The organism is Paenibacillus sp. VCA1 (assembly GCF_031583795.1).
In the GTDB taxonomy this organism is placed as follows: Bacteria; Bacillota; Bacilli; order Paenibacillales; family Paenibacillaceae; genus Paenibacillus_AQ; species Paenibacillus_AQ albilobatus.
The window spans coordinates 99,255-115,889 of sequence record NZ_JAVLSX010000004.1 but is presented as its reverse complement, the minus strand read 5'-3'; the positions used below and the strand labels follow the sequence as shown (position 1 = coordinate 115,889).

Sequence of the window (16,635 nt, the reverse complement as noted above, 5' to 3'; positions counted from 1 at the left end):
GTAACATGATGATTTTCATAAAAGGAGGGGGCAAAAATGAGGATCATTACTTTATGCGGTTCAACCAAATTCAAAGATCAATTCGAGCAGGCTAATGCCTATCTCACGCTTCAGGGAAACATCGTGATGAGCGTCGCCTTTTTCGAACAGAGCGAAGGTTATGAAATCACGGAAAAACAGGCCGAACTGCTGGGAGAGATCCATTACAAAAAAATCGATCTTTCCGACGAAATTTTCATCATTGATGTGGGGGGTTACATAGGCGATCGCACTAAAAGAGAAATAGAGTACGCCAAAAGGAACGGAAAATCGGTCCGTTTCTATTCCGAGGGAGAAATCCCTTCCCATTTTGCGGTAAATGGGGCCCGCCAAAAAGCATCGCTCGGGAACATGGAACAAGAACTGCTTACCATTTATGGACAAATGCGTGCGTGGGAGCAAGTTCGAGAAACGGAGAAAAACATGCTGGGCGGCTTCATGGAACTTGACCCTCATATATTGAATGCTTGCAGAAATATTCAGGAACAGACGAAATCCGCACTTGAGCAGCACGGCATTGATGTAGAATATCTTTTAACGAAGAAGTTACCCTATTTAAAAAAAGAAGCTTGGATTTACGACCACGGAATTAAAATCGGTAAAATCCAAAACGGCGGTTATGAATATGAAGTGTACGAAATGCCGGTAAACGATGATACAAAGCCGCTCAAAACGTTCCCCACACTGAAAGAAGCAGTCGATGAAATCCTGACCCATTATTTTGAAATAACGTTACATAAAACGACAGAACAAGTCATTGAGGATTTGGAATTCAAATAATAATGGAAAAAGGCTCGCTCCGCAACGTTCGGAATGAGCCTTTGGTTTGTTTTTGATGGCTTCATCGGGATATTAAAATCAATGCAGAACCGTCAAGCTCCCGCTGAAGGTCCCACGACGGTAAGCAGCGTAAAAGAGGTTTGGAACCTGCCGCTTTCGGGTACGATGGCCAGCAGCTGCTGTCCTTCGGTAAGATGCCCCTCGTTCAGCAGTTCTTCCAGCATGATATATATGGAAGCCGCGCCCGTATTCCCTTTCGTATACAAATTCGTAAACCATTTTTCGTCCGGAATATGCACGCCGCCTAGTTCCAACAACTTGAACAATTCGTCCTTAAAAAAATGCGATGAATAATGGCAGACCATCCAATCGATGTTTTCCGGATCAAATCGCCCTTCCTCCACAAGCTCCAGAAAGCGGATGACGCCTACTTTGGATATTTCATTGACCAGTCTGACGTCTTGCTTCATATTCAACGCTCCGCGGTCGGCCGCTTCATGAATCGACGGATAGTCGTGCCAGGATGAAATTCCGTCCTCCTTATTCATTCCGGAGTACATGCAGACTTCGTATTGATTCGCAAAGGACTTGTTATCGATCCATTCGATGCGCAGCGAGAGGCCTGTAGGATTGGGAGTGTTTTGCAACACGGCGGCACCCGCTCCATCCGATAACATAAACCGCAAAAAATCGGTATCGAACGGGATACGGCTATTGCTGTAGATTCCTTGCGCCTCAAACTTGGTATGTTTAAATTCGCGGCTGTAAAACTCGCTTCCGCAGGAGATTGCGGCTTGGTGCTCCCCGGATTTGATTTGTATGTATGCATTTTTAAGCGCCTGGGTTCCGCTTGCGCACAAGCCGGCGTGCGAGGCGATCTCCATGACGGGCAGGCCCGTTTCGCCGTGCACCATGCTTGCAAAGCCGGGCAGAAGCAGGTCGGGTCTTGTCGTTCCGGTCGCCAGGAAACCGATATCCCGTTCCGTTACGTTCCCGTTCCGCTCCAAGGCGTCGCGGATGGCAAGAGCGGCCATCTCCGCGTTAGAGTACAGACTTTTCTGTTCTTTGTCCATCGCGTAATACCGATAACGGATTTGGTTTCGCTCAAGAATGATCCGTTTGGTTTTGGAAGGTTTACCTCCGATTTTGCCAAGATAATCCTCCATTTCGTCATTGCCGACAGGATCGCCCGGCAGAAATTTGCCGATACTTGTAATATAAACCGGATTCATAGAACACCTCTCCATTCTAGTATATATCATCTATTATTATGGATAATTCATCGATTGTAAAGTAATGGAATATATTCTTGATACTCCCACTCAAAGAAAGAGGTTTTCTCTCGAATAGCGTCAGATCAAGCCTTTAAAATGGCAAAAAAAGACGCCTGAATCACGACGATCCTAAACGTCTTAAAATATATCTGTCGCTTTATGCGAATTCACTCAAACTGACAAGTTTTGCGAAAAACTCGCGCGATTCGGGAAATAACAGCTCCGGAATTCGTTCTCCCGCAAAAAATCGAATGTCGTCGATTTCATCATCCTCCGGTGTCAAATCCGTCCCGTCTCCTCTGTACACCACAAGAAACATCGTCGTTTCCTGACGTTCAAAACCAAGCTTTTCACCGGTCGCCCGATCGAATAAAAAGAGAATTTTATCGTCATACCGCATCATGATTTCGTAATTCGTCGAACCCGTCTTCTCTTTCAGCTCCCGTAACAGCGCTCCGGCTTCCCGTTTTCCCGCTTATTTTCAATACTTCAACGTTGATGTTGTCCCATGCCAAATCGTGCGAACTAACCGAATAATTCCCATGCTTCCCTTCAATGCCAAAAGTACAGTCATCATCTTCAGCCAAAGGATGACGTCCGGCTGGTAGATTTCCGCGATATGCCACACCGGCAACACTTGAGTCATACTTAATATCAGGACGGCAATCAGACCTGCAAAATCCACAACAATTCTGGATATAACTTTGACGGATATTTTAGAATGACTGGAATAGTCAGGACTCCACGGTCCAAAGCAGCGCTTGGCTGTTCGGGCGAGCGCGTATAATAACCAAGCGGTTAGGATGAACATGAGTATATTTACAAGCATGTATTTCTGCGAAATGCTTAGACCTGATCCTGCGATCGGTTGTTCATTCAGGATGTTGACGACCCCGGAAGCGATATGGGTAGTCGTTATGATGTGCGATTTGAATAACGTCGAATCGATCGCATCAAGCACATTAGCGAATACGATGACTCCCAGCTGTTTTTCCGGAACTATATACGTTTGGGCTTGAAAACCGATCGAACCACCCGGCTGACCGATCACCGGCAAACCGTTTATGCGATCTGTCATCCAACCCATGGCGTACGTTCCCGGAACAGGTTCGGTCTGCATAAGCCGAATCCCTTCCGAAGAGAGAACGGAATCATTTTCAAACCGGCCGCCGTTTATTTGGGCAATCAAATAATGGCTCATGTCCTCCGCGCTGGTATAGAGGTAGCCCGCCGGCGCATCTCCTGGAATAAAAATATAGGGACCGTCGTAAGCAACGTTGTATCCGAATATTCGACGGTAGGGCGTAGCCAGTCCGTGCCCGGCCGCTTCATCGAGCGTAACATAGCTGCTGTGCATAGACAGAGGGCTGAAAATATGCGCCTTCACATAGTCGCCATAGGACTGGCCGGATACTTGCTGCACGATATAGCCGAGCAGTACATAATTTGCGTTCGAATACCTGTAGGGATGTTCGGTTTGCTTGGTGTCCTTTAGAAACTTTTCCGCATAAGACAAGGCGTTTTTTTCCAGAGCATCTTGAGCCTGTTCGTTGGCGCTTGTCAACGTGTTGCTAAAAGTCGAGATTTGGGTGAACCCGCTTGTTTGGTTAAGCAATTGGCGTACCGTAATGAACTCTGCGCCTTTATGCTTGGCGGGGATATATCGCTGTATAGGCGCATCCAAGTCAATTTTTCCTTTTTCGGCCAGCTGCAGCACGGCCATAGCCGTAATCGACTTGCCGATCGAACCTAATCCGAATGGTGTGTCCGGTGTTACAGGACGACCAGACGAATCGGCTTGACCGTATCCTTTGAGGTAAAGAATCCGATCCCCCTGTACAATCCCGAGAGCCAGGCCCGGAAGATGTTGCCGTTTCATTTCACGAGCAATGTACGCATCCACTTCGGATAGGACGGAGTCTTCTGACCGCTCTACTTGCATGTTTTGATCGTTTCGAGCTGAGCTGAATAGGGGAAAGATCGACAGACCACACAACATTACAGATAAAATTCCCAATATCTTTTTCATTTTCATTCCATTCCATCCCATCCGAGTTGGTTTTCTGTAAACTATCCGAAAATTATTCGTATTCGTGAGTGCATATTCCCATGAATGAATAATTTTGAAATTCATTCATTCGAAGTTAAAAAAACCTTCGAATCATTTATGATGATTATAAACTTAAAATTACTGGCTTGGTATCTCAGGAATTTGCAAAATTCGATTCCTCCCGCTCCCGGGTACAATATATAGACGAACTAAACCGTTTCGCTCTATATATTTCTGATTGAAAGTCGCTCCTTGGATTTTTCCAAAATCTTCATCTATAATTTCCTTTTAAAACAATATACCAGTTTATAGCTGCAATGGAAACAGGCCGGTTCAGCCGTTGCGGCGGGAGAGGACCAAAGTTAGCCCGGCGAGAATTATGCCGGCCAACCCCACCAATATGGCTACGATAGCCCCGGCTCGCCCGTTGCCGGTACCGAAACCACCGCTGGAGTTGAGCAAATGCAGCACTGCGAGGAGGATGCCGATCAGTCCTGCCACCCCGCCAACGATGGCTCCTGCTCGCCCGTAGCCCGCACGGCGGGAGCGAGCGAGAGACAACCCGCCGATGACCACGCTGGCCAGCCCCACTACTCCGGCCACGAGGGCCCTCAGCCGCATTGGGGTTAAATATCCGTATTCGGCACTACCGTTGGTTACATCGACAGAAACGATGGTTGGCATAAATAGAAGTGTACTAATTATTACGAATGAAACAAACATCATTTTCATTTGTTGCTCACTCCCCTTTGTTGTTTGGCAAAATGAATTTGTTAATGCACAAACGAAGGATCCGGCTGGATCGATCCCTCCTTCCGCACGACCGCTCTCTTAATCGACATGCATACATTTCGGCCCTTTTTGCGGTGCCGGTAGTTTTCTTCGTTACGCCATAAGTTTAAACAATAAATGTCAAGAACTTATGCAGATCCTCCTCTTTTTGTATGTATTTCTTCAAGAACATGTTGAAACACGGTATAATTTTCGGTAAATGGTGGAATCTCGCACTGGTAGCAGACTAAACTGGAAAGGCGTGATGGAATGGAACCGAAATGGTTGCTTGTGGAGGACGAACCGGCCAATCCTCGATATATTCAGACGGTATACGGTTTTGGTTCCGGGTTCGGTGAACGATGATGACGTTGACGGTACGCCAAAAAATATTTGCCTGCATGGGACTGCTCGTTCTTATTATCGGCGGCGCCCATGCCGTAACCAAACAGGTTTACATGGAGTCTTTGTTCGATCAATTCCGCAAGGAAGAAATCAGTGCAGCTTATGTGAACGCACCGCCCGGGGAACAAATCGAAATCTTGAAGACTTATGTTTCCGGTAAGATGCAAAAATTTTGGCTCGGAAATTGGGTGTTTTTTATAGCACTCGGGCTGTTCTTCAGTTTATGGATTTCGGGGGTACTGACGATCCCGCTTCGAAAGCTCGTTGCCGCGATCGAACGCGTGGCGCACGGGGATCTCGACGTGAACGTTCCTGTACAATCCAAAGACGAATACGGTAAAGTAATCCATACATTCAACGACATGACGCTTCGCCTTCGGGAAGCTGAGGACGCCCGCAGGCGGTTGGTGGCCGATGTCGCTCATGAGCTTCGAACTCCGCTGTCCATCATGCAGCTAAAATTAGAAAACGCGCAACAGACCGGTCAATACATCCATCCAGAAATGATGCTCAGACTCCATGACGAAGTGATACGCCTAAGTTTGATCGTGGAAGATCTTCACGTCTTGTCGTTGGCTGAGGCGGGCCGGTTGGTTTTGGATTGCAAACCGCTCGATCTGTCAGCAAAACTTGAACAAATCGTTGAAGATGTGAAAATGGAGGCTGAGGAGAACGGACTGGAAATACGCTTCTATTCGAACACGAGGCCGGTAACGGTAATGGCCGACGCTAGACGGATTACGCAGGTGTTCATCAATATATTGACGAATGCAATCCGCTACACGCCGGAAGGCGGAAACATCTCGGTTGTCATTGAAGACGGGGTCATGGACGGGAACGCAGCCTATACTTGTGCCTCAGTGATCGACACCGGCATCGGAATTCCAGCCGAGGAGTTGGCCCACCTATTCGACCGTTTTTATCGCGTGGAAAAAGCCCGTTCGCGGCATTCAGGCGGAACGGGGCTCGGATTAGCGATCGCTCATCATTTTGTCAGAGCCCATGGCGGGTTTATCCGCGTCGTGAGTGAGCCTGATCAAGGTACGGCATTTACCGTTTATTTGCCTGCGGCTAAATGATTTGCCGACACCGGTTCGCTGCTCCGAGCGATCATAGGGGTGTATTTTCCCCATAAAAAAAATTGGCCGCCGGAGCCACCGGATCGTTAGGAAGTTACATGATCAAAGGGTACTTTCCGCCATCCAACGGACTGTCCGCATGTGTTATCATTGAAAACAACTGTATTTGAAGATGATCTTATAAGGAGGAAGAAAGAATGGAGTTGACAACCAAACAACGAACGGTGCTGCTAACATTAACCACTGAATGGCAGACCCCGATCCAGCTTGCTAACCAGCTTCCGGAAGCATCAGGGAATTTACAGGACGTACAAGAGGGACTTAAAGTCCTTTTGCAAGAAGGATTGGTTCAGATGAATCCAACGGTTGCGGGATTATATCGGCTAACCAAAGAAGGCAATACGTTGAAAGAGTTTGAGTTGGGCCATAATCAAATAAAGTGACGGAAGCATTTGTCTAGTTTACTCAAGAAAAGCGGCCAGATTGGCCAGCGTGGAACTCATCCCGGCCTCATGATCGTCCTGCCGGATGCCTTCGGGCACGTTCTCGCAGATGATCGAAACTTCGGTGCCACCGGGAACCCCCTCCAGATTCCAAGTCATGATCATGGCTTCGGCAAACGCCGGGTCCTCGGATTCGAACACAATACGTTGTACAATCCGCTTGCCCGGAATCAACTCGATAAATTCCCCTTGCGCAACGTCCTGGTTATCCGAAGTTTTGCCGGCCGGATGGTCCGAACCGATATAGGTGAGCGTCATGCGATACATGCCGCCTTCCCGAGCGTCGAACGCCTCAATCCGGCCTTTCATCCCTTTCGGCGGCAGCCAGGCAACAAGCGCTTTTGGGTCCATGAATGCCCGATAGACTGCTAGCGGTGGGGATTTAATGATCCTCGCGGCGGTGTCTGTTCTCTTCGACTTGTTATTCATCTTTATCGCTCCTTGTCCTTACAATGCTTGAACATGTTTTAAACCGGGAAGGAAAGCAGGTCACTTTAAACTCCATATTATACCCGATCCGTTTGTCACATTTCTTACAGATTGCTATTTATTGCACCGGTACGGCATTCCCGACAGGAACACGGCATGCCCATCAGGGAACAGAGTCAGCTTCCCCAACAGAAGTTAGAGCTTAAACCTTGTCTGAAGCAAAAAAGACATGGAAGAAGAACTACTCCATGCTTTTAGGAAGCAAGTCCCCCGCTTCCCCGAACCCAAAAAATGGAAATCAACGAAAAGCCATCTTTCAAAGACGGAGTGCAGCATGCTTGAATTTAACACCGGACATGTTTGCGTTTGAAACCAAGCTGCCCTTTATCTACAGCCTTTTGAATGTTTGCGGAAGCGTGTATGAACTTGCTTTTGGTCTTGTCCCTGACTTCGACCGGACCTACTGCATTAGCGGTCTCAACGGCTTTATCATGGAGAGGCAAATAAGATACTGCAACTGTATACAAAAAATTGTTCATCGCGTATTTCGCTCGTTCGGGAGCATCGTGAATCGTTCGTTCCACCAGATCGAGCATGCCGGCAATTTTGTCTTCGGAGAATTCACCATCCGGACGGTTCCCCAACAGCCAGCAGTAACAGCTCCAGCCCGCCGACATTTTCAACTCTTCGCCGCTTGCAATCCATCGATCGGCAACCTTTTGTGCGATATCTGCTTCCGCTAGAGTTACGGCAACCACATAATCGGACAGCATGTAAAAATAAGCCGCATCCATCCAACGGTCATAATCCGCTTCCGTCATCGCATTGGGGTCTGCAATGATGCCGGCAAAATACATAGCGTCGTAGTTCCCTGTCGCGTATAGCTGCTCGGCTAAAGGTTGGTTGATTTTCGTTTTCTTGAAGATCGGTTTCATCTCGCCGGTCGCCACGCCAAAAAGCGGTTCATGTGCGCCGTTGGATATGTACATCTTCTTGAGTCGTTCCTTGCCGAGAGCTTCAAGTTCTTGCATTACCATTTCAAAATTCATTGTTTAACACTCCTTTGGCGGATTGCTTGTTAAAATTATAACAATCCAATCCATTCATTTGGCATATAACATATCATAAAAATTTTGCCCGCAACACACAACATTCCATATAGACGTATGCAGGAACATAGGAAGATGGTTAGCATGAAGTTAGGGCCTCGATTAATTAGCGGCGGCATATAGGACAATAGACGCATACCCCGCTTCCCACTCATTTATTAGGCGAGGTATTACCGCAATGATTTAGTAGGATTCTCTACTCTTGACTGAATTTAAACGGGCCCTGTCATTTATGTCTGTAAGTTAAATTTATGGACTCTAGTTCTATTGGCATGGTAAAATAAACCTATCATTTCATTTACATAGAGGTATGAAACATGAAAATATCCCATAACTTACCATCCTTTAGAATAAATAACGCATTACAAAAAAATTCCAAAGCGAGTTCGAAAAGTTTAGAAAAACTTTCTTCGGGATTACGCATTAATAAAGCTTCCGATGATGCTGCAGGCTTGGCAATTTCCGAAAAAATGAGGGCACAAATTAGAGGGTTAAATCAAGCTTCCCGAAATGTTCAGGATGGCGTTTCACTCATTCAAACCGCAGAGGGCGGTTTACAGGAGATAACTGATATTTTACACAGACAAAGGGAACTGATCATCCAAGGCTTGAATGATACCCTTACCGATGAAGATCGGCGAAAGATTGATATGGAAATACATCAACTTACGGATGAAATCGAGAGCCTTTCAAATAAAACTGAGTTTAATACGATGAACTTGTTAGCAAGAGATGATTATGGAATATTGGCTGATCGTTCAAGCAGCAACAGCGCTTTTTCGGTAAGTGACCCTCCATCAGTTACTTCAATAAACAAAAGTATCGTATACAAACCACGAGGAACGCCTGAAGAAGCAAGGCATGTCGTCAGCAGTACCGATACATCTGAAACGACCCATACATACTCAAATACGAACAATATTACACCCATTGTCTTACCAGATGGAACAGAAGGATATAACGAATATAATGTTGACACTCTTACAACAACAAAGACAGACACAAATATGACTATTTATGAATCGTTGACAGCTATAAATGACCCTCAATTTTCCACGCCTGCCTACTGGCACTCTGTGGGTATGAATACAACCAGTTTCGGACCGAAAAATTTTGGTGATGCGTATGGTTCGATGATCGAAAATATCGAAGTTAACGGAAGCTCGAGGCCAATGGAATATACATCTCGTAGCAGCTCGGGTAGTGATCCTGCTTGGGATCATATGTGGTTTCCCGGTACAAACCTATCGATTATAAGATACAGAACTGTTTTAGCCGATAACTCGATGGAAATCAAATATGTAATCCGTAACGGAGATTCATTCGCTGCTGATATTAATCTAAGTAATATGATTAACCCTCCAACAAACTCAGTGATCACTGATAGCGGTGGAAATCCATTGGCTAATGGCCATATCATAATAAATCCGCCCTCGGGCAGTTCATTTAACATGACGGGGACAGAAGCCAACGCCGGCATTCAGTTTGATGATTCACTTGGATTTTTATCGCCAACAGAGCTCTCCATCAAAAATCCGGCAGCAGGGCAGCCCCAAATAAATTTTGATTGGCAGCTAACCGTGCCTAGTGGTTCAAGTGTAACTTTAGGTTTCAAATATGGTCCGTTTTCATTAAATTTTGATGCGTTTGAACTGACGCATGAAGTTGTTGAAACTAAACATATTGAAACGACAGTGGATACAAACATAACGGATATAGACTATATACCACCAAAACTTAACATTCAGGCAGGAGCTAACAAAGGCGAGACTATTGTTATTCCCCTATTCAATGTAGGTACGCAGGGATTGGGAATTAAAAATATTGGCTTGTTGCCACCATCAATACCTGAGCAAGCATTAGCCAAAGTAGATGGAGCAATTGAAAAAGTTTTGCACTATCGATCGGTGTATGGTGCATTACAAAACCGTATGGAACACACATTAAAGAACGTGGACAACTCTGCTGAAAACCTAATGACAGCCGAATCACGTATTCGTGATGCAGACATGGCCAAGGAAATTTTGAATTTGACAAAATCCAATATGTTAACGCAAGCTGCCCAAGCGATATTGACCCAAGCAAATCAGAATCCTCAATCCGTGTTACAATTACTTAAACAATGACGCTACAGAAAACCTACCCCTTCAGGTAAGTTCTTTTGTCGTCTGCACTAGAAACCCTGTTCCCTCTACAGAGGACAGGGTTCTCGACAAACTAGACCGGTATACATTTTTCAAACGGATGCCCTAACTTATCGGGTGAATCATTCCGTTCATTTTTTAAGGCAAACGATTGGAAAATAGCATTTTCAGAATTCATTCAAATTTTCATTATTGCATTACCATGCGGATAAAGGGCAGTTTCATAATCGGCATCGTTTTATATGTTATTGGCTGTCCTTCTGCCGTTGTAGCTTGCATGTTTATCTTTCCTATCAACCACAAAAGAAGTTATTACAGGTTTATAAACTCCATAATTTAAAAATAAAAAAAGTATCGGATCCCAACGCTTTTTAGGGCTTATGCGTTACCCCATACTTTGATCTTTTAGTCGAATGAGTACCTTCCCAAAACGTCCGCCTTGTCTTACTTCTATTTTTTTGCCAGCATAGGTTTTTCTTAAGTACTCTTCCGCCTTCAAAAGCGACTCCTTGTCCGTCGGCATCCCGCAAAATTCGAACCAGCCCAGCGTATTTTTTACCGCATCATCCAGAGACATCACTGCAACTTGCGTTTCACGGGTAATGAGCGTTTGAAAAGAATAACCATAAATGTTCAATAACTGCATGATATAAAACATATCCGATGTCTGTGCCTGCTCTTCTTCGACTCCCAACACGGGGCGCAGTTCCTGAATCAGATTATGTTCCTTCGGACCGGCAATCGTGCTGATATAGCAAAATTGACTTGCGCAAGACAAAGCTTTCTCAACCATTTCCCAACCAAAAATGGCCGGGCACATGGACGCAAACACGAGGTCGAACTTTTCCTTCCAGCCCTTTTCGTCAACATTTACATTCTCAAACGGAACTTGGACGATGTCAATGCTTCCCTTCAAGTACGGAGGAACGCTATTTTTCATCAGCTCCGTCAATGTCTTCGAAGGTTCAAGGGCAGTAACCCTTGCCCCTTGCTGCGCAAACGGAATGCTGAAACCGCCGGAAGCCGCTCCGATATCCAAGACCGAAATTTGATCGAAATGAACTCCTTGCGATTGGATCCATCCCATGATTCTGGCAGCTCTGTTTCTTCCTTCTTCACTGAATGCCTGATCATGGAAAGATTTTGCTGTTTTATAGCTATCAAAAGAATGCAGCGGGTTCATTCCCGCTCTATGCATTCTGTTAACCCCTGCCTCTGGATCGTGTTTCCAAGCGTTTTTCCATATTTCCGGATCACTCAATAAATGGGTTGCCACTCTGCTCCCCCCTATGCAATTTACGGAACAAGATTGTTAGGAATGTTTGATGCTGCTATCCCACATGTTTGTTGCTTTCTTAGCAACATCGGAAATTTTCTGCTCTCTCAAAAAATTCTCGATCTTATTTTCCGCCTCAACCATAACCTGCTCAATCAAACATCCCGGCCCATGATTTAGATCACAATCAAATAACGAAGCTGTTCCCTCAATCGCCTGAATAATATCCAAAAAGGAAATATCCTCCCAGTTTCGCTTAAGACGATATCCCCCTTTCAAGCCGGAGGTTGATTCGATCATTCCAGCCTTTGCGAGCTTGGTCAATATTTTCGATAAATATGTTGGCGATACTTGCTGCTGCTCAGCCAGCTGCTGAACCCCTATGGGTTTGTCCAAAGGAACTTGACTGAGAAACAACATCGTATGAAGAGCGTAGTTTGTCGCTTTGGAATATTTCATCTTTACATCACTTCTCCATTTCTATATGTCTCCCTCCTATCTTACTCCGCTCCAGTTCTCTAATCAAGGAATGCAGCGCTGCTCAATTAAAAGTCTTCTCATATCTTTTATGTACTTGATTGTAATAAAGTAAAATGCATTTTACAAGAGCACAGTTTGTGGAGTTAAGGGCTTATTGATTTCCTTTTCGTTATAATTCGCCCCTTCAGCAACTCAAAAAACAAAGAATAGCCGATGCAAATTCTAAGAAATTGCTGATTGCAGGAACCTGATAGCACACAATAGCTTGATTGATGAAACAGAAAGAAACGTGATTAAGACCTACTATACTGTTATCTTAAAGCAGATCTCAAACGTGTTTAATTAATTGCATAAAAAACGAAGATCTCAGGCTGCTTATTCGCGCTTGAGATCTTCATTATTGGGACAGGTGAATGTGGCTCGAATTGGCTATTTTTTAGTGAGCGACACACAGCATTCCACATATGTCGGTAGTTCAGTGTGAACATCCTCTATATGGTCTGCTTGCATCCAGACTTGCACCTATAGGGGAACATGATTCTCAAGTATATCCTGCCTGCGAAACAGTTCAGCCGGGCTCATATTGGCATACTTGTGGAACTCCCGATACAAATGGGATTGATCATAATATCCGCTGGATAGAGCCATGTCAATACTCGGGTTTACCCGCTCTTCCCTGATCATTCGAAGTGCCAGCTGGAATCTCACAATGCTTCCGTAATTTTTAGGCGTCAGTCCTACCTCTTCCTTGAATACACGTATATAACGTTCCGTGCTAAGATTAGCCATGTCTGCGATTTCGGCAATGGAAGGCGCAGCCGCGGGGGAATGCTCAAACATTTGCAGCGCATATGCTACGGCTGGATGTCCTTTTGGAACCATTATTTTCTTCTCCAGACTGCGCAGTAAGTATTGCTCGACTAATTGAAACCGTTCCTCCGCCACAGAAGTTTCCTGCAGTCTTTCCCGTAAATCATCCACATGGGAGTGTCGACCCAGACCATCCTCAAGAGGCATGTCAACATCCTTTAGTTTGCCTACCAAATTACCGTGAAAAGGAAGCGCTCCTCCCGGTTTGAATTGAATGCCCATACATAATTCTTGACATACCGTGTCCAGGTAGTAGTAGGTTGACCGTGGACCAGCGATTATACTGCCGGGTAGAATCATAAGACGGTCCATCCGATTACTCTCAAACACTCGGATCTGATCCTCTTTGAGATTAATAATCCATGCCAATGAGGCATCGGGAAGTTTAAATTCAAGCCGATGGCTTGGGTGGTAGCCTTCACATATCCACAACTTATCAATCCATCTTGCTAAAGCTTGTCCAGGTTTGCGAGCATGGAAGTTCAAGCAATCCCCTCCCATGATTTAAACGAATGCCGATGTCAAAATTATACCACTTAATAAAACGAAAGGAAGATCAATTTTATACAATACGTTCTGATTTAATATAGCTATACTAATTAGGTAACAATAATTTACAAAAAATTGAGGAGGACAGGTTATGACAACAACTTATACACCGAAAGGATATTCCGCTGTCACACCGTATTTCATTGTCGCAGGAGCAGAGCGATTTATTGAATTTCTTAAGAATTGCTTTGATGCTGAGGAGCTTGAGAGGTATACCCGGCCAGACGGAAGCATTCAACATGCCGCATGTCGAATCGGAGATTCCATCATAGAGATCGGTGGAGGAACCAATAAAGATTTTCCGCCGATGAAAAATGCGATTCATCTATTCGTGAAAGACGCAGATGAGGTGTACAACCGGGCTTTGAAAGCGGGAGCACGTTCCCTGTATGAACCGCAAAATCATGATTATGGGGAACGCTCAGGAGGTGTGGAAGACCCATTTGGAAACCACTGGTATATCGCTACGAATGTCAGCAGGTAATCGTTCGAAAATGAGTGCCCCACTGAACTGTGTTTACACGTCTGGTTGATCTCACTCAAGGTGGCGACAGCCTCTTGGTATTAACTAATAATAAAGGGTCAAGCTAATATAGCTTGGCCCTTTATTATCTGCTGGTAAATGCGGCTTCAAAATACTATTCCCTTACGAGCGACACACAGCACTCCACATGGCTCGTCTGCGGGAACATGTCCACCGGCTGCACCCACTCGATCTTGTAACCGCCGCTGAGCAGCACCTGGCAGTCCTTCGCCAGGGTAGCCGGGTTGCAGGATACGTACACCATCCGCTTCGGTTTGGATTTGACGATGGCGTCCAGCAGCGGGCGCTCGCAGCCGGTTCGCGGCGGGTCGACGACAACGACGTCGGGACGGACGCCGCGCTGCACCCATTCGGGCAGCAGCTGTTCGGACCGGCCTTCATAGAAACGAGCGTTGTCCACGCCCGACGATTTGGCGTTGTCGCGGGCATCCAGCACCGCTTCGGGAACCAGCTCGATGCCCCGCACTTCATGCGCATGGGGCGCCAGCCAAAGCCCGATCGTGCCTGTCCCGCAATACGCATCGACGACAAGCTCGGAGCCCGTAAGTCCCGCCGCTTCCTGCACGGCATTATACAGCTTTACGGTCTGCTCCGGATTCAGTTGGAAAAACGCGCGCGGGGACAACGCAAACCGTACGTCTCCAAGGGATTCCTCCAATTGCTCTTCCCCCCATAAAGTGACGGTTTTGTTGCCGAACACGAGCGGCGATTTCCCTTTATGGATATTTTGCGCGATCGTGATCACCCTCGGCATCCGCTCGCGGATTTTTTCGACAAGACGCCTTGAATCCGGCAAACGGTCGGTTGCCGTAATGAACGTCAGCTGCACCTTGCCGCCGGTCTGGCCGACGCGGGCCACGATGGTGCGCACCGATCCTTGGCGCGTTCGTTCATTGTATTCGGGAATGTCGAGCTCCTCCATGATTTCCTTCACCTGCTCGATGACCCGGTTCACCACCGGATGCTGGATCGGGCAGCCGCTGATGTCGATCAGGCGATGCGTTCCCATCGCATACAGGCCGGCAATGACATCCTTCCCTTCCCGCCCCACTTGAAGCTGGGCTTTGTTCCGGTATCCCCACGGATTATCCATGCCGAGGATCGGGCGAATGAGAAGCGTCTCCAGCTTCGTATAACGCTGAAATGACTCCCTTATAATCTCTTCTTTCGCCTGCAGCTGGGCATCGTAGTTCATATGCTGAATCTGGCAGCCTCCGCACTTGTAATAAATCGGGCACGGCGGCTCAATGCGCTGGGGCGATTTTTTTTCGATTTCGATGATTTCCCCTGTCAAATATCCCGGTTCGGTCCGGGTAACCTTGGCCTTCACGACCTCATCCGGCAGTGCTCCGTGCACGAAAACCGCCTTTTTCCGGTAGTAGCCGACGCCTTCCCCGTTAATCCCGATCCGTTTGATCGTCACGACGATCCGGTCGCCGGCTTTAATGGATTCCGCGGAAGGTTGTCCAGCCTTATTGAAGGTCCCTTTCCGATCTTGCGCTCTAGGATGGGTTTTCGCAGCCGATTTTGCATTTCGGCCCTTTTCTTTTGGCTGGGCAGGTTTATTTCGGGACAAAGGGGCGTCCGCCCGCTTTTGGGCAGCCTTTTTCCCGGCTGAAGGGGCACCCGCCGATTGAAATGCACGCCGTTCCGTTCCCCGGTCTGCAGCGAACCCCTTTGCTTTTTGTTGTTTATTCTCAGCCATCCTGCTAATCGCTCCGTTTCTGTGATGAATTCATTCTTATAATATACCACAGCGGCGCTTCTTTCCCTAACGCCTCTGCCTGCTTTTTAGGCAATCGGGGTTCCGTTCGGCACTTCCTCATCCGGCGTTAAAAGCACAACATCCCCTTCGCCGGGAACGCCGCCAAGCACCAGCACCTCCGAATCAAAGCCTGCAATCCTCCGCGGCTGAAAGTTCATAACCGCAACCACCTGCCTGCCCACCAACCGGTCTGGAGAATACCTTTGCGTGATTTGCGCCGACGAGCGCTTGATCCCGAGCTCGCCAAAATCAATCTCCAGCTTGATCGCAGGTTTGCGCGCCTTCGCCAAAGGCTCCGCCATCATGATTGTCCCAACCCTTATGTCCAACTTTAAAAAGTCATCCATCGTTGCCATGTTTCGTTTTACACCTCTCAGTCTCAAAAATCATTTGTATTCCATCTTAGCGGAACGTTCCCAAGGCCTCAAACCCTCATATCTTTTAAAATGAAAAATACCGGCGATAGCATTCCCGCTCTAAATAATTTCCCTCCCGCAAACAAAAAAAGGAGCGATCCGCTCCCTTCTTGTAACAAACGATTCAGCAGGGTTTGTAACCTGCTTATTTT

Annotated in this window: 15 protein-coding genes and 1 pseudogene; 5 read left to right on the top strand and 11 right to left on the bottom strand. The window is 46.6% G+C overall.

All coding sequences use genetic code 11. From position 1 onward, the window contains the following. Window positions 1-36 precede the first annotated feature (36 nt). A pseudogene (locus tag RJP21_RS09765) lies at window positions 37-339 on the top strand (hypothetical protein); the annotation flags it as partial. A 572-nt stretch (window positions 340-911) separates the two neighbouring features. Here RJP21_RS09765 and RJP21_RS09760 read toward each other — a convergent pair. The 4 genes from RJP21_RS09760 to RJP21_RS09745 form a co-directional block, all read right to left on the bottom strand. Further along, complete coding sequence (locus RJP21_RS09760) at window positions 912-2,051, bottom strand: beta-ketoacyl-ACP synthase III (RefSeq protein WP_310859101.1); 1,140 nt, start codon at window positions 2,049-2,051, stop codon at window positions 912-914. Between the two features lie 199 nt (window positions 2,052-2,250). Beyond that, the gene (locus RJP21_RS09755; protein WP_483874784.1) at window positions 2,251-2,496 is read right to left on the bottom strand and encodes a hypothetical protein; all 246 of its coding nucleotides are present in this window, start codon (window positions 2,494-2,496) and stop codon (window positions 2,251-2,253) included. Window positions 2,497-2,574: 78 nt separating this feature from the next. Then, window positions 2,575-4,128: a serine hydrolase domain-containing protein gene (locus tag RJP21_RS09750; RefSeq protein ID WP_310859100.1), complete on the bottom strand. Its 1,554-nt coding sequence runs from the start codon at window positions 4,126-4,128 to the stop codon at window positions 2,575-2,577. Between the two features lie 348 nt (window positions 4,129-4,476). Beyond that, a complete protein-coding gene (locus RJP21_RS09745; RefSeq protein ID WP_310859099.1) occupies window positions 4,477-4,875 on the bottom strand; it encodes a DUF6223 family protein in 399 nt (132 codons plus the stop codon). 401 nt (window positions 4,876-5,276) lie between these two features. Between RJP21_RS09745 and RJP21_RS09740 the strand changes: the two genes are divergently transcribed. Then, window positions 5,277-6,398, top strand: coding sequence for a sensor histidine kinase (locus RJP21_RS09740; protein WP_310859098.1), 1,122 nt, complete (start codon window positions 5,277-5,279; stop codon window positions 6,396-6,398). 197 nt (window positions 6,399-6,595) lie between these two features. Next, window positions 6,596-6,841 carry a hypothetical protein gene (locus tag RJP21_RS09735; protein WP_310859097.1) on the top strand — a complete coding sequence of 82 codons (246 nt, stop codon included), beginning with the start codon at window positions 6,596-6,598 and terminating at the stop codon, window positions 6,839-6,841. An 18-nt stretch (window positions 6,842-6,859) separates the two neighbouring features. Here the strand turns inward: RJP21_RS09735 and RJP21_RS09730 are convergent, their stop codons facing one another. Continuing rightward, entirely contained in the window at window positions 6,860-7,330 is a 471-nt protein-coding gene (locus tag RJP21_RS09730; protein WP_310859096.1) for an SRPBCC family protein, read from the bottom strand. 344 nt (window positions 7,331-7,674) lie between these two features. Next, window positions 7,675-8,379 carry a DNA alkylation repair protein gene (locus tag RJP21_RS09725; protein WP_310859095.1) on the bottom strand — a complete coding sequence of 235 codons (705 nt, stop codon included), beginning with the start codon at window positions 8,377-8,379 and terminating at the stop codon, window positions 7,675-7,677. A 377-nt stretch (window positions 8,380-8,756) separates the two neighbouring features. On the opposite strand from RJP21_RS09725, the gene RJP21_RS09720 reads away from it, so the two are divergent. Next, window positions 8,757-10,565 carry a flagellin N-terminal helical domain-containing protein gene (locus RJP21_RS09720; RefSeq protein WP_310859094.1) on the top strand — a complete coding sequence of 603 codons (1,809 nt, stop codon included), beginning with the start codon at window positions 8,757-8,759 and terminating at the stop codon, window positions 10,563-10,565. A gap of 403 nt (window positions 10,566-10,968) precedes the next feature. Here the strand turns inward: RJP21_RS09720 and RJP21_RS09715 are convergent, their stop codons facing one another. The 3 genes from RJP21_RS09715 to RJP21_RS09705 all read right to left on the bottom strand — a co-directional run bounded on the left by RJP21_RS09715 (window position 10,969) and on the right by RJP21_RS09705 (window position 13,695). Then, on the bottom strand, window positions 10,969-11,859 hold the full coding sequence (locus tag RJP21_RS09715; protein ID WP_310859093.1) for a class I SAM-dependent methyltransferase: 891 nt from the start codon (window positions 11,857-11,859) through the stop codon (window positions 10,969-10,971). Window positions 11,860-11,895: 36 nt separating this feature from the next. Continuing rightward, window positions 11,896-12,318, bottom strand: coding sequence for an Rrf2 family transcriptional regulator (locus tag RJP21_RS09710; RefSeq protein ID WP_160041374.1), 423 nt, complete (start codon window positions 12,316-12,318; stop codon window positions 11,896-11,898). Window positions 12,319-12,861: 543 nt separating this feature from the next. Beyond that, on the bottom strand, window positions 12,862-13,695 hold the full coding sequence (locus RJP21_RS09705; RefSeq protein ID WP_310859092.1) for a helix-turn-helix domain-containing protein: 834 nt from the start codon (window positions 13,693-13,695) through the stop codon (window positions 12,862-12,864). A gap of 154 nt (window positions 13,696-13,849) precedes the next feature. Between RJP21_RS09705 and RJP21_RS09700 the strand changes: the two genes are divergently transcribed. Further along, entirely contained in the window at window positions 13,850-14,242 is a 393-nt protein-coding gene (locus RJP21_RS09700) for a VOC family protein (RefSeq protein ID WP_310859091.1), read from the top strand. 154 nt (window positions 14,243-14,396) lie between these two features. On the opposite strand, the gene rlmD is transcribed toward RJP21_RS09700, so the two are convergent. Together rlmD and csaA are read right to left on the bottom strand one after the other, a co-directional pair. After that, complete coding sequence (gene rlmD, locus RJP21_RS09695) at window positions 14,397-16,007, bottom strand: 23S rRNA (uracil(1939)-C(5))-methyltransferase RlmD (RefSeq protein WP_310859090.1); 1,611 nt, start codon at window positions 16,005-16,007, stop codon at window positions 14,397-14,399. An 86-nt stretch (window positions 16,008-16,093) separates the two neighbouring features. Continuing rightward, on the bottom strand, window positions 16,094-16,423 hold the full coding sequence (gene csaA, locus RJP21_RS09690) for a chaperone CsaA (protein WP_310859089.1): 330 nt from the start codon (window positions 16,421-16,423) through the stop codon (window positions 16,094-16,096). Window positions 16,424-16,635: the final 212 nt, after the last annotated feature.